The organism is Agathobaculum sp. (assembly GCF_034098985.1).
Classification (GTDB): Bacteria; Bacillota; Clostridia; order Oscillospirales; family Butyricicoccaceae; genus Agathobaculum.
The window spans coordinates 19310-31644 of record NZ_JAXEOA010000003.1 but is presented as its reverse complement, the minus strand read 5'-3'; the positions used below and the strand labels follow the sequence as shown (position 1 = coordinate 31644).

12 protein-coding genes and 1 pseudogene are annotated in these 12335 nt (G+C 57.8%); 4 read left to right on the top strand and 9 right to left on the bottom strand.

Annotation, left to right across the window (positions count from 1 at the left end; genetic code table 11):
* Window positions 1–14 precede the first annotated feature (14 nt).
* On the top strand, window positions 15–1856 hold the full coding sequence (gene dnaK / locus SO058_RS00560; protein WP_320841058.1) for a molecular chaperone DnaK: 1842 nt from the start codon (window positions 15–17) through the stop codon (window positions 1854–1856).
* Window positions 1857–1918: 62 nt separating this feature from the next.
* On the top strand, window positions 1919–3070 hold the full coding sequence (gene dnaJ / locus SO058_RS00555) for a molecular chaperone DnaJ (RefSeq protein ID WP_320841057.1): 1152 nt from the start codon (window positions 1919–1921) through the stop codon (window positions 3068–3070).
* 42 nt (window positions 3071–3112) lie between these two features.
* Here dnaJ and SO058_RS00550 read toward each other — a convergent pair whose 3' ends face one another.
* From SO058_RS00550 to SO058_RS00530, 5 genes are all read right to left on the bottom strand, one after another.
* The gene (locus SO058_RS00550; RefSeq protein WP_320841056.1) at window positions 3113–4477 is read right to left on the bottom strand and encodes a citrate/2-methylcitrate synthase; all 1365 of its coding nucleotides are present in this window, start codon (window positions 4475–4477) and stop codon (window positions 3113–3115) included.
* A gap of 141 nt (window positions 4478–4618) precedes the next feature.
* The gene (locus SO058_RS00545) at window positions 4619–5122 is read right to left on the bottom strand and encodes a DUF6773 family protein (protein WP_320841055.1); all 504 of its coding nucleotides are present in this window, start codon (window positions 5120–5122) and stop codon (window positions 4619–4621) included.
* Window position 5123: 1 nt separating this feature from the next.
* Entirely contained in the window at window positions 5124–5321 is a 198-nt protein-coding gene (locus SO058_RS00540) for a helix-turn-helix transcriptional regulator (RefSeq protein WP_320841054.1), read from the bottom strand.
* 111 nt (window positions 5322–5432) lie between these two features.
* Window positions 5433–6059 carry a flavodoxin family protein gene (locus tag SO058_RS00535; protein WP_320841053.1) on the bottom strand — a complete coding sequence of 209 codons (627 nt, stop codon included), beginning with the start codon at window positions 6057–6059 and terminating at the stop codon, window positions 5433–5435.
* A 12-nt stretch (window positions 6060–6071) separates the two neighbouring features.
* Window positions 6072–6920 (bottom strand): YihY/virulence factor BrkB family protein, encoded by an 849-nt coding sequence (locus SO058_RS00530; RefSeq protein ID WP_320841052.1) that lies wholly within the window; start codon window positions 6918–6920, stop codon window positions 6072–6074.
* Window positions 6921–7056: 136 nt separating this feature from the next.
* On the opposite strand from SO058_RS00530, the gene SO058_RS00525 reads away from it, so the two are divergent.
* Window positions 7057–7578 (top strand): SLOG family protein, encoded by a 522-nt coding sequence (locus SO058_RS00525; protein WP_320841051.1) that lies wholly within the window; start codon window positions 7057–7059, stop codon window positions 7576–7578.
* 120 nt (window positions 7579–7698) lie between these two features.
* Here the strand turns inward: SO058_RS00525 and SO058_RS00520 are convergent, their stop codons facing one another.
* A complete protein-coding gene (locus tag SO058_RS00520; RefSeq protein ID WP_320841050.1) occupies window positions 7699–8766 on the bottom strand; it encodes a branched-chain amino acid aminotransferase in 1068 nt (355 codons plus the stop codon).
* 149 nt (window positions 8767–8915) lie between these two features.
* Here SO058_RS00520 and SO058_RS00515 point away from each other — a divergent pair, with 149 nt between their 5' ends.
* Window positions 8916–10100 (top strand): hypothetical protein, encoded by a 1185-nt coding sequence (locus SO058_RS00515; protein WP_320841049.1) that lies wholly within the window; start codon window positions 8916–8918, stop codon window positions 10098–10100.
* Window positions 10101–10139: 39 nt separating this feature from the next.
* On the opposite strand, the pseudogene SO058_RS00510 reads toward SO058_RS00515, so the two are convergent.
* The 3 genes and pseudogenes from SO058_RS00510 to SO058_RS00500 form a co-directional block, all read right to left on the bottom strand.
* Window positions 10140–10631, bottom strand: a pseudogene (locus SO058_RS00510) (sigma-70 family RNA polymerase sigma factor); the annotation flags it as partial.
* A gap of 22 nt (window positions 10632–10653) precedes the next feature.
* Entirely contained in the window at window positions 10654–12024 is a 1371-nt protein-coding gene (locus tag SO058_RS00505) for a recombinase family protein (RefSeq protein ID WP_320841048.1), read from the bottom strand.
* Window positions 12021–12209: a hypothetical protein gene (locus SO058_RS00500; RefSeq protein ID WP_320841047.1), complete on the bottom strand. Its 189-nt coding sequence runs from the start codon at window positions 12207–12209 to the stop codon at window positions 12021–12023. Before SO058_RS00500 ends, SO058_RS00505 begins: the two co-directional genes overlap by 4 nt.
* Between the last annotated feature and the right edge of the window lie 126 nt (window positions 12210–12335).

The following is a 12335-nucleotide window of genomic DNA, read 5'->3' as shown; positions in this document are numbered from 1 at the left end:
GGAGTGCTATTATTATGGGCAAAATCATCGGTATCGACCTTGGCACGACCAACTCGTGCGTATCGGTCATGGAGGGCGGCGAAGCCGTCGTCATCCCCAACGCGGAAGGCGCGCGCACGACCCCATCCGTCGTGGCGTTCTCGAAAGACGGCGAACGCATGGTCGGCCAGGTCGCCAAGCGTCAGGCCGTTACCAACCACGACCGCACGATCAGCTCGATCAAGCGCGACATGGGCACTGACCGCCGCGTCAGCATCGATAGCAAGCAGTATTCCCCGCAGGAAGTTTCCGCGATGATCCTGCAGAAGCTCAAGGCAGACGCGGAAGCCTACCTCGGCCAAACGGTCACGCAGGCGGTCATCACGGTCCCGGCGTACTTCACTGACTCCCAGCGCCAGGCGACCAAGGACGCCGGCAAGATCGCGGGCCTTGACGTGCTTCGCATCATCAACGAGCCAACCGCAGCCGCGCTGGCTTACGGCGTGGATAAGGAGACCGAGCAGAAGGTCATGGTATACGACCTCGGCGGCGGTACGTTCGACGTTTCCATCCTCGACATCGGCGACGGCGTGCTCGAAGTGCTGGCGACCGCAGGCAATAACCGCCTCGGCGGCGACGACTTCGACCAGCGCATCATCAACTGGATCGTCGACGAGTTCAAAAAGTCGAATGGCGTCGACCTTTCGGCCGACAAGATGGCCATGCAGCGCCTCAAGGAGGCTGCGGAAAAGGCCAAGATCGAGCTTTCCGGTATGGCGCAGACCTCGATTAACCAGCCGTATATCACTGCGGACGCGACCGGCCCCAAGCATCTGGAGCTGACGCTGACCCGTGCCAAGTTTAACGAACTGACCGCCGATCTGGTCGAAGCGACCATGGGGCCGGTGCGTCAGGCAATGAGCGACGCGGGGCTCGCGGCGGGCGATATTGCCAAGGTGCTGCTGGTCGGCGGCTCGAGCCGCATCCCGGCCGTGCAGGAGGCTGTGAAAAACATCACGGGCAAGGACGGCTTCAAGGGTATCAACCCGGACGAATGCGTCGCCATCGGCGCGGCCATCCAGGGCGGCGTTCTGGGCGGCGAGGTGAAGGACGTGCTGCTGCTCGACGTATGCCCGCTGTCGCTCGGCATCGAGACGCTCGGCGGCGTGTGCACCAAGCTGATCGAGCGCAACACCACCATCCCGACCAAGAAGAGCCAGGTCTTCTCGACCGCGGCGGACAATCAGCCCTCCGTTGAAATTCACGTATTGCAGGGCGAGCGTGAAATGGCCGCGGGCAACAAGACGCTCGGCCGCTTCACGCTGGACGGCATCGCCCCCGCCCCGCGCGGCGTGCCGCAAATCGAGGTCACTTTCGACATCGACGCGAACGGCATCGTAAATGTATCCGCCAAGGATCTCGGCACAGGCAAGGAGCAGAAGATCACCATCACCGCTTCGACCAACCTGTCGCAGGAGGAGATCGACAAGGCGATGCACGAGGCTGAGCAGTTTGCTGAGCAGGATAAGAAGAACAAGGAAGCCGTCGAGGTGCGAAACAGCGCTGAGCAGCTCGTGTTCCAGTCCGAAAAGGCGCTGACCGATCTGGGCGATAAGTTGTCTGCCGAGGAAAAAGCGTCGGTGCAGGCCGAGGTCGACAAGGTCAAGGAAGCGCTCAAGGGCACGGACAACGAGATGATCAAGATGGCTTCGGACAGCCTGTCCAAAAAGTTCGGCGATCTGGCGGGCAAGATCTATCAGCAGCAGGCGCCGCAGGGCGACCCGGGCATGGGCGGCCAGCCAGGTGCGGACGCAGGCGCGCAGGGCGATTTCGTGGACGCCGACTTCACCGAGGTCAAGGACGACGAAAACAAATAAGTGTTGAGACAGGGCGGGCCGCTTTCCGGCCCGCCTGTCCTCCTGTTTTGAGGTAGAGATTCATGGCTGACAAAAGAGACTATTACGAGGTGCTTGGCGTTCAGAAAGGCGCGTCGGACGACGAGATCAAAAAAGCGCACCGCCGCCTTGCCAAGAAATACCACCCGGATTTAAATAAAGATAATCCCGAGGCGGCCGACAAATTTAAAGAACTCAACGAAGCCTATGAGGTACTGAGCGATCAGGATAAGCGCCAAAAGTACGACCAGTTCGGCTTTGCCGGCGTCGACCCAAATTACGGCGGCGGCGCAGGCGGCTTCGGCGGGTTCTCCGATTTCGGCGATCTGGGCGACCTGTTCGGCTCGTTCTTCGGCGGCGGCTTTGGCGGCGGGCGGTCGTCCGCGCGCCGGAACGCACCGCAGCGCGGCGAATCCATCCGCACGTCGGTCATGCTGTCGTTTGAAGAGGCGGCGTTCGGCTGCGAAAAGGAGATCACCATTGAGCGCATCGAATCCTGCGAGGACTGTGGCGGCACGGGCGCGTCTAAGGGTACCAGCCCGGAGACCTGCCCCAACTGCCGCGGCACCGGCACGGTGACGCAGACCCAGCGCACACCGCTCGGCATGTTCCAGACACAGGCGGCCTGCCCCAATTGCCGCGGCACCGGCAAGATCATCAAAAAGCCCTGCCCGAAATGCAGCGGCGCCGGACGTGTTCGCAAGAGCCGCACGCTCAAGGTCAACATCCCCGCCGGCATTGACGAAGGCCAATCCATCCAGCTGCGCGGACAGGGCAATGCAGGGGCGAACGGCGGCCCCTCCGGCGATTTGCTGGTGACGGTCGCCATCCGGCCGCACCCGGTCTTCACGCGCGACGGCGCGAATGTGATGGTCGAGATCCCGATTTCGTTCACACAGGCCGCGCTGGGCGACACGCTGCAGGTGCCGACGATCGACGGCCGTGTCGAATACAAGGTGCCCGAGGGCACGCAGACCGGCACGGTATTCCGCATGAAGGGCAAGGGCATTCAGAATGTCAGCGGCCGCGGCCGCGGCGACCAGTATGTCCGCGTCAACATCGAAGTGCCGCGAAACCTGTCCGACAAGCAGAAAAAACTTCTGCGTGAATTTGAGGACAACACGACCGACGACAACCAGGCCGAGCGGAAAGGCTTTTGGGACAAGGTGAAAGACGCGTTTTCGGACAATAAATAAAAAAAGAGCTGCAAGCGAAATGCTTGCAGCTCTTTTTTCTTTTCATCGCTCAGGCAAGGGCATGTAAGGCTCGTGCTCTTGTACGCAGCGGTAAGACGGACGAATAATCTTATCCGTATTGATTAGCTCTTCCAGCCGATGTGCGCTCCAGCCGACGATGCGCGCCATGGCGAACACCGGCGTATACAGCTCGGGCGGCAGGTCGAGCATCGAATAAACAAAGCCCGAATAAAAATCTACATTAGCGGAAACGCCCTTATAGATGTGCCGCTCCTCCGCAATGACCTGGGGCGCGAGCCGCTCAACCATAGAGTAGAGCGCAAAATCGTCCTCCCTGCCCTTTTCCTTGGCCAGCTTGCCGACGAACGATTTGAATACCTGCGCGCGCGGGTCGGAAATGGAATACACTGCGTGTCCCATGCCGTAGATCAGGCCTTTCTGGTCGAATGCTTCCCGGCGCAGCAGCTTTCGCAGATAGCCGGCGACCTCGGCCTCGTCGGTCTGGTCTGACACCCGCTTTTTCAAATCCTCGAACATCTGCACGACCTTGAAGTTCGCACCGCCGTGCTTTGGCCCCTTGAGAGAACCGAGCGCCGCCGCGATCGCAGAATAGGTATCGGTGCCCGATGAGGTGACCACATGCGTGGTGAACGAAGAATTGTTGCCGCCGCCATGCTCCATATGCAGCACCAGCGCAATGTCCAGCACCGAGGATTCCAGCGGCGTATACTGCATATCCGGGCGCAGCATGCGCAGGAAATTTGAAGCTGTGGACAAACTGTCCGACGGATAGTGGATATACATGCTGCCGCCGCACTCATAGTGGTTATAGGCATGATAGGAGTAAACAGCGAGCATCGGGAACACCGAGATCAACATCAGGCACTGGCGCAGTACGTTGGGCAGGCTGATGTCATCCGTGTTGCTGTCATACGACGCGAGCGTCAAAACGCTTCGCGACAGGCTGTTCATCATATCGTGCGTAGGCGCTTTCATGACCACATCGCGCACAAAGTTGGTCGGCAATGTGCGTCCCTGCGCGAGCAGGCTCTTAAAATCGGACAGACGCTTTGCATCGGGCAGTTCGCCAAACAGCAGCAGATAGGCCACCTCTTCGTATCCTTTGCGGTTGTCTCTCATAAAGCCCTGCACCAAGTCGTTGATATTGAAACCGCGGTAATACAGCTCGCCGTCCACCGGCGTGAGCTTTCCGTCGATCCATTTTTTTGAAATGATATCCGAAATGTTGGTCAGCCCGGCAAGCACGCCCTCGCCGTTTATATCGCGCAGACCGCGCTTGACATCATACTCCTGATACAGCGCTGGATCGATGCGGCTGTTTGCTTTACACAAAGCCGCCAATGCTTCCACGCGCGGCGTGACTGTCAAAATATCCTGTCCTGCCATAAACGTCCTCCCTTTTCCGCAAAAGTTTACCCTTTTATATATTGTAACGGAAAGGCGATCAGACGTTCAACCTGCTTTTGGTAACAAATCGTGAATAAACTGTTAATTTTTCATTGATTTAACAGGTAAAATTCGTATACGTTATTCGTCGCTATCCTCATCCGCTTCACCCAGTATACGCTTTGAGCGCGTTTTGGCCGCCACGAATACCACCGCCTGCAGCGCTACAATTGCAGCTGTGGTGATAGCAAACATGAACAAAAATGTCATCCACGCCGCTAAGGCGATCTGAAGCGGTGCCAGTGCATACCATTCGCCGCGCAGGACATAAATGACGCAGGTAACCACGCCCGTCCCCACGCCTACCAGGCACGCCGTACCCAGCACCCGCTTCAGCGGAAACTTGTCGCCGCTCGATTCAGTGCACTGGTCGGCGATGCCCTTGCGCGCGTTGATCACCACGCAGACGATCTGCGCCGCCATAAATACGCTCCATTCAAACCAGTTAAACGCGTTTCCCCTGGCCACCGACAATATGATATCGGCCAAAATGCCGACGGTGAACACATAAAACCCAATCTTATAGGTTTTGTTGGTTTCGGCAGCGACTCGCTCGTCCACCGGCCTTTTCCAAAATAATTTCATCTCAATCTTCCTCCCAAAACAGTTCATCCAGCGTTTTATCCAGTGCTTTGCAGATCGAAATGCAGAGCTGAAGCGTGGGATTATATCCACCTGCCTCAATGAGGCCAATCGTCTGCCGGGTCACGCCGACTTTTTCCGCCAGCTGCGCCTGTGACAGGTCGCGCTCGATCCGCGCAAGTTTCATACGCTTATTTTTCATGCCATCACCTCTTCTTACGACTTCAGTATAATTTATCTCTTGCATTATGTCAAGTATATATTGCATTATGTTTGATAAAAATGCTCTCCGGTTTTCGGAGAGCATTTTTTGTCAGCGGATAAAATTGGTCATGGTGCGGTGATGGGTCTCGGGAGGCGCGATCCCCGCCTTGTCGATCACCTTGAGCATCCAGGTAATGTTCCGGCCCAGTTTCTCGATAACCTCGATTCCCTCGGCGTCTCCCTTTACCTCACCCGGGTCAGCTCCATGCACTGCGTTCCAATAATCCGAAGTGACCAGTACCATTTCCATCGCATCCATCGTGCCGAGCAGTTGTTGGTAGGTTTCCATACCGCCCGAACGGCGCAGCGTACACAGCGCGGCGCCAACCTTATGGTGCAGCTGATTTTCTCCGCAGCCAGCCGCCAGCATCAGGCGGTCGAGTATGCACTTCATGCTGCCTGCGATACCGCCGTGATAGACCGGGGATGCAAGCACGATACCGTCGGCCTCGATGCACTTGGCTATGATATCGTTCACCCCGTCATCATCCTGGATGCAGCGCAGCGTATTATTGTCCAGACAGTGGTAACATGCCAGACAAGGATGTACCCGCGCGCCGGGCTGCACCACCTCAAATTCAATACCTTCCTTTTCCAGCACCCGTCCCAGCACCTCCAGGCACGCGGCGCAGTTTCCGCCCTTGCGGGGTGAACCGTTGATTGCAACTACTTTCATGTCCGTTCCTCCTTATTCATGTCCTCCGGTCTCCATGCGGTAGAGCCGCATGATGACCAGCGTATGATTGAGCTGCGGTCCCATCAGCAATATCATGCTGACCAGATACAGCCACAGCATCAGCACCATGATCGCGCCAAGCGAGCCGTACAGCACGGAATACCGCGCCATATTGTCCACGTAAAACGAAAACGCCCAAGAGACCAGCACCCAAGCGACCAAAGAAAACAGCGCCCCTGGCCAGACCTCACGGAACTTCAGGTGCAGGTTGGGTACGACGCGGTTAAACAGCATCAAAAACACAAAAATAAAAATAATCATCACCCAGAAGCTCGCGTTATGCGTCCAGTCGAGCACATATTGCGGGATGGGCAGATATTGCGGCAGAAGGCGCAGCAGCGTCCTTCCGGCGACAACCAGCACAAAGCTGAAAACAACGGAGACCAAAAACCCCGCCGTAATACCGAACGAGATCATCACATCCATCATGATGCCGCGGCGTACCTCGATATGGTAAATATCGTTGACCGTCCGCATCATGGAGCGCACCGCGCGCGACAGGAAATACAGCGTCAGCCCAATGCCGATCACCATGGGGCTGACCGACGGCAGGCCACCAATATAGCCCAAGTAGGATTCGATCAGCATACGCAGGCTCTGCGGCAGCATAAGAAGCACGGGTTCCAGTCCCTCAATTGAAATATTGAGCTGCGCCAATAGCGAATTTAAAAACATCAGCAGCGGGAATAAGGAAAACAACAGAAAATACGACAGCTCGGCGGCAGCCTGCGGGATCCCATCGGCAAAATAGCGGTAAACCATGCGTTTGACCAGATATACCAAACGGTTCTGCCCGTTCATGCCAGTCCCACTCCCTTTCCCTATTTTCGCTGTTCCTATTGTACCAGTTTTTTGTAGTATTTACAACTTGCGTTTTCCTTTCCAAAGGAGTATACTGAATAAAAATAGAACGTTTGTTCGTCTCGCGAGGTGCGTTATGCAAGAGTTTCGACCTGTCACCTGTTGTTTTACCGGCTATCGTGCCGAAAAAATGCCTTTTGCGGCGGACGATCCCGTTGCGGTATCCGTGCTTGCCCAAGCGCTCGAGCAGGCGATTCGTAAGTCTGCCGAAGATGGCTATACCCGTTTTTTCACCGGTATGTCCACCGGTTTTGACCTATGGGCTGCTGAAGCGGTGCTGCGCCTAAAGCCCGCGCTCGGCGTCCAGCTTTTATGCGCCGTGCCGTTTGACCGGCAGGCCGACCAATTCCCGCTCGGCTGGAAACGCAAATTTAACGATACGCTGCTGCGCGCCGACCAGGTGTTTGTACTATCCCGGGACTATTACGCGGGCTGCTTTGCCGCACGCAACCGATTCATGGTCGAAGCGTCGTCGCTCGTCATCTGTTACTACGACGGCTGCCCCGGCGGTACCCGGCAGACCGTGCAGCTCGCCAAGCGCAGCGGCCTGCGCATTATGAATCTTGCAGATGGGCAACTCGTGCTGCCGTCCCTGTGATGTCCTTCATACAAGAATCCTCTGATTTCGACTTTAGAGGCCTGATTTAATATCATACAATTGTATTGAAGAGGGCGCAAGCAGATAATCTGCTTGCGCCCTCTCTGCGTCTGTTTTCTATTATGATACCGTTACCGTCCAGCCCAGTTCGTCTGGCAGCCTCCCCCACTGGATGCCGGTCAGCGTGTCATAAAGCTTATGCGTCACTTCCCCGATCTTACCGCCGTTGATGTAAGCGACCCGGTCTTCATAGCGCAGCTCGCCCACAGGCGAAATGACTGCCGCTGTACCCGTGCCGAATACCTCTTCGAGCTTGCCGCTCTCCGACGCTTCCATGACCTTTGCAATCGGCAGGCGTTCCTCGGATACCGGCACGCCCCAGTGCTTCAGCAGGTCGATACAGCTCATACGCGTCACGCCGGGCAACACGGTGCCGACGCAGGGCGCGGTATAAACCGTGCCGTCAATTTTAAAGAAGCAGTTCATCGAGCCGACCTCTTCCACGTACTTATGTTCGACGCCATCAAGCCAGAGCGTCTGCTCATAGCCCAGCTCATGCGCCTTGACCTGGGAGATTAGGCTCGCCGCATAGTTGCCGCCACATTTGGTAAAGCCTGTGCCGCCTGGGCAGGCGCGGGTGTATTCGTCCTCTACGAAGATCTTGACCGGGTTGATGCCGGTCGAGTAGTATGCACCGACCGGCGAGCACACGATAATAAACTGGTGCGTTTTCGACGGGCGCACGCCGAGGTGCGGCTCGGTCGCGATGACGAACGGACGGATATACAAACTGGTACCCTCGGCATGCGGCACCCAGTCCTCCTCGGTCTTGACGATCGCCTTGACCGCCTGCACAAAATCCTCCACTGGCAGCGCGGGCAGGCACATGCGGCGGTTGGTATTGATCATTCGTTCGCCGTTTTTATCCGGTCGGAAAAGCTGCACCGAACCGTCCGGCGTACGGTATGCCTTGAGGCCCTCAAAAGATTCCATAGCATAGTGCAGCACCATAGCTGCGGGATCGACCGACAGCGGCGCATACGGTACGATCCGCGCGTCGTGCCAGCCCTGCTCTTCATCATGGTCGATAATCAGCATATGGTCGGTATAATGCACGCCAAAGCCAAGGCTTGACTCATCCGGCTTGGGCTTCTTGTGGTCTGTCAACTGGGTTGTGATCTGCAGCATGGTGTTTCACTCTTTCTCTGTTAGTTTGTTCGGCTTTAATTATAGCACTTTTGCAGGATAAAGCAAGACGTTTTGCCCGAAAAGGATGACAAACCGGCGCCGGTTTGGTATACTAGAACAAGAGAAAATGCCGAAAGGGGCGCGGATGTGTGAAAAAATATGTAAGCCGTTTTTTGTCCGCGCTGCTATGCGCGGCGTTACTGCTGCCGCTTCTGCCCGGATCGGCGCGCGCGCTGACGCTCACCGCAGTAAATGATACGCTGCTGCCCCTGTCGGATGCAACGATGCCCTCCCGCCTCGGCGGCGAATTATATGTGCCATACAGCGTGTTTACCTCGCTGGGGGTGTCCGCCTCGAGCGAGGACAATGTGCTCAGCTTGTCTTCTGGTGGCGAAACGCTCAGCTTTTCGCCGGACGAGGGCTATGTGTACGACCAGAATATGAACAGCTTTTCCTCGCCCGCTTATAATATGAACGGCACTGTCTACGTCCCGGTCAAGCTGTGCTGCGGCAAATTCGGCCTGACCTATTCGACGTTCTCGGCCTCCGGCGAAACCGTGCTGCGCATCACCGACGGCGGCGCGCAGAGCGATTCCGCATTTGCCAGCAACGAGGCCGGCAGCATTGAAAACGCGGTGAACGCCTACAAGGGCATCACGCCTAAGCCGGAGGGCGGCGGGCAGGTCGCGCCGCCCGAAAAGCCGGCTGAACCGCCCATCCCGCCGGTAGAGGAAAAGCCGTCCATGAAGCCCGCGCGCGTCTATCTCGCGTTTTTCGGCCCGACTTCCGCCGAGACTCCGGCCGTGCTGGACTCCCTAAAAGCGGCCGGCCGTCTTGGCACCTTTTTCCTCGCCGCAGACGCCTCCAAATGGGACGATGACGCGGTGCGCCGCATTGTCGCCGAGGGGCACACGCCCGCGCTCCTGCTCTATGCCGCGACCGAAGACGCCCCCGAAGAGCTTATTAAGCAGCTCAGCGCGGCCAACGAGCGGCTCGCGTTCCTTACCGGCGCGCAGACTCGCATCGTGTCGAACGCGGACGGATGTGCGCGCCTGACTGAAGCGCAGCGGGATGCCGTCGTCGCGGCAGGCTACCGCCTGTGGGACTCGACGCTCGAAAGTCAGGATGACAAGCAGCGCGGTCAGTACGTCTACGCCGCGACCGCGCAGCGCTTTGCTTCGACCACCAGTACCATCGTGCTGCGCCTGCGCCACAGCAAGGCCGCCGCCGAGGCCATCCCGCCTCTGTCCTCCTACATGGCGCGGCAAGGTATCCCAACCTCACGCGTGACGCTGAACACCACGCCAATCAACGAAATTTCAGATATCCGCTGATAAGCAAAGCCCCGCCGGGATACCCGGCGGGGCTTTTTCTCACAATTGCTTCCGAATGTGCTCGAGCGCTCCCTTTTCCAAGCGCGAGACCTGCGCCTGCGAAATATGAATCTCGTCCGCGACCTCCATCTGTGTGCGCCCCTCAAAAAAGCGCAAGTGAACGATTTTCTTTTCCCGGTCGGACAGACTGTCGATCGCCTCTTTCAGCGCGATGCGGGCCAGCCACTGCTCGTCCGTGTTTTTCTGGTCGCCGACCTGATCCATTACGCAGACCGTGTCGGTGCCGTCGTGGAATACCGGCTCAAAGAGCGACACCGGGTCCAGAATCGCATCGAGCGCAAAAACGACCTCTTCCTTCTTAACGCCCATCGCCTTGGCCAGCTCAACGATATCGGGCTCACGCTGATGCTCACGCATAAACGCTTCTTTGGCCTGCAGCGCCTTATAGGCCGTATCGCGGAGCGAACGCGATACCCGCAGCGCGCTGTTGTCGCGCAGATAGCGCCGGATTTCACCAATGATCATCGGCATGAACGTACAAAGTCGAGACGCACTATCCCACCTGCTGCTGCGCGGCGGTATCAAATGCATAGTACACCTCGATCTTATCATTTTGCAGCACGACCCGCTCGACGCAGAGGCGTACCAGCGCCTGCCGCTGCGCCGCGTCCAGCGTTTCCCACCGGGCGCCGATGGTGTGCAGCGCCTGCCTCACTTCCCCGTCCTGCTGCTTCTGTTTGCTTTGTTCCGCCTGCCGGAGCGTTTGCTCGGCACGGCTGCATTCCTGTTTGGTACGGCCGATCGCTTCGCGCAGTGCGTCGTCCTCCGCTTCGGCATACAGCTCGTAAAGCCGCCGCAGTTTGCGCCTCGCTTTCTCGAGCGCCCGGCGGCATGCGGCTTCGTCGGTCTGCTGCGTGCGGGGCGCGGCGGGCACGGCGGACAGCCTGCACAAGTCACGCACAACCACCTGCTCGACCTCCCGTGCCATGACGCCCCGGTTCGGGCAGTTTTTGTCGTGCACCAAATGTGGCTTGGACTTGTCCCGCGAATAGCAGACCAGCTTGTCTCCCGCGCTTCCCCATTTCTGATAGCGCATTTTCGCTCCACAGTGACCGCACACAAGCAGTCCTGTGAGCAGCTTTCCGCCGTCCGCCGCGCGTGGACGGTTCGGACGGCGCAAACGGCGCTGGGCGCGCTCGAAAGTCTCGCGGCTCACGAGCGGCTCATGCCGCCCCGGATAGCGCTCGCCTTTATAAACGATGACGCCTGTGTTGCTTTCGCGGCGCAGGATCTGCGTCACCAGATGTTCATATTTCAGCCCAAGCTCCCGGGCAATGCGGTTTGCCGACTGTCCCTCCAGATAACGGGCGTAGATCTCGCGCACCGTCCCGGCGTCCTCATTCGGCACGAGGATGCCTTTCTGCGCATCGTAATCGTAGCCAAACGGGATCTTGCCCCCGCCCGGCCAAAACCCCTGCTTGACGCGTTCGACCATGCCCATGCGCGTGCGCAGAAAAATGTTTTCGCGCTCTAGCTGCGCAAACGCCGACAATATGCCGATCATCGCGCGGCCATACGGGCTTCCGGTATCGATATTTTCGTTGATCGAGACAAAATCGACGCCGTGTGGCAGAAATACGTCCTCGATCAGGTAAAGCGTGTCCTTTTGGCTTCTGCTCAAACGGTCGAGCTTGTAAACGACGACACGCTCGACCGCGCCCGACCGGATCTGCTCCACCAATTCTTCCACGGCCGGCCGCTTGAGGTTGGAGCCTGTAAAACCACCGTCCACATAGCGCCGGAAAGACGAAACGCCTTTCATCCGGCAGTATGCCTCCAGCTTTTCCGCCTGCGCGGCGAGCGAATAGCCCTCGTCTGCCTGTGCCTCGGTTGAAACACGCAAATACAGCGCGGTATGCTTCATGAAATGTCCTTTCTGAAATCGCTGTCCTCCGCATCCAGTATAGCAGAGCAGGACGAGGCCGGCAAAGGCAAATCCTGCCGCAGCCGCGCCTGGGATAAGAGGGAGGATACCGCGTCGCAGTCCAGTGTAAGCGGCGGCATGGCGCCGCGCAGCCGCTGCCCGTTCAGATACCGTATGATCTGCATATGCTACACTTCCTTTCCGTCCTCTAGTATGGACGGATGTGCCGCCTTTTAGCCGATCCCAAAACTGTACAAAAATATACTCAAAACTTTTTCAGTTTTCCCGTTTTTTGTATTGAGAACCACGGG

Coding starts and splice junctions, on each gene's coding strand:
- dnaK (WP_320841058.1), top strand. CDS start 15: ATGGGCAAAATCATCGGTATCGACCTTGGCACGACCAACTCGTGCGTA.
- dnaJ (WP_320841057.1), top strand. CDS start 1,919: ATGGCTGACAAAAGAGACTATTACGAGGTGCTTGGCGTTCAGAAAGGC.
- SO058_RS00550 (WP_320841056.1), bottom strand. CDS start 4,477: ATGGCAGGACAGGATATTTTGACAGTCACGCCGCGCGTGGAAGCATTG.
- SO058_RS00545 (WP_320841055.1), bottom strand. CDS start 5,122: ATGAAATTATTTTGGAAAAGGCCGGTGGACGAGCGAGTCGCTGCCGAA.
- SO058_RS00540 (WP_320841054.1), bottom strand. CDS start 5,321: ATGAAAAATAAGCGTATGAAACTTGCGCGGATCGAGCGCGACCTGTCA.
- SO058_RS00535 (WP_320841053.1), bottom strand. CDS start 6,059: ATGAAAGTAGTTGCAATCAACGGTTCACCCCGCAAGGGCGGAAACTGC.
- SO058_RS00530 (WP_320841052.1), bottom strand. CDS start 6,920: ATGAACGGGCAGAACCGTTTGGTATATCTGGTCAAACGCATGGTTTAC.
- SO058_RS00525 (WP_320841051.1), top strand. CDS start 7,057: ATGCAAGAGTTTCGACCTGTCACCTGTTGTTTTACCGGCTATCGTGCC.
- SO058_RS00520 (WP_320841050.1), bottom strand. CDS start 8,766: ATGCTGCAGATCACAACCCAGTTGACAGACCACAAGAAGCCCAAGCCG.
- SO058_RS00505 (WP_320841048.1), bottom strand. CDS start 12,024: ATGAAGCATACCGCGCTGTATTTGCGTGTTTCAACCGAGGCACAGGCA.
- SO058_RS00500 (WP_320841047.1), bottom strand. CDS start 12,209: ATGCAGATCATACGGTATCTGAACGGGCAGCGGCTGCGCGGCGCCATG.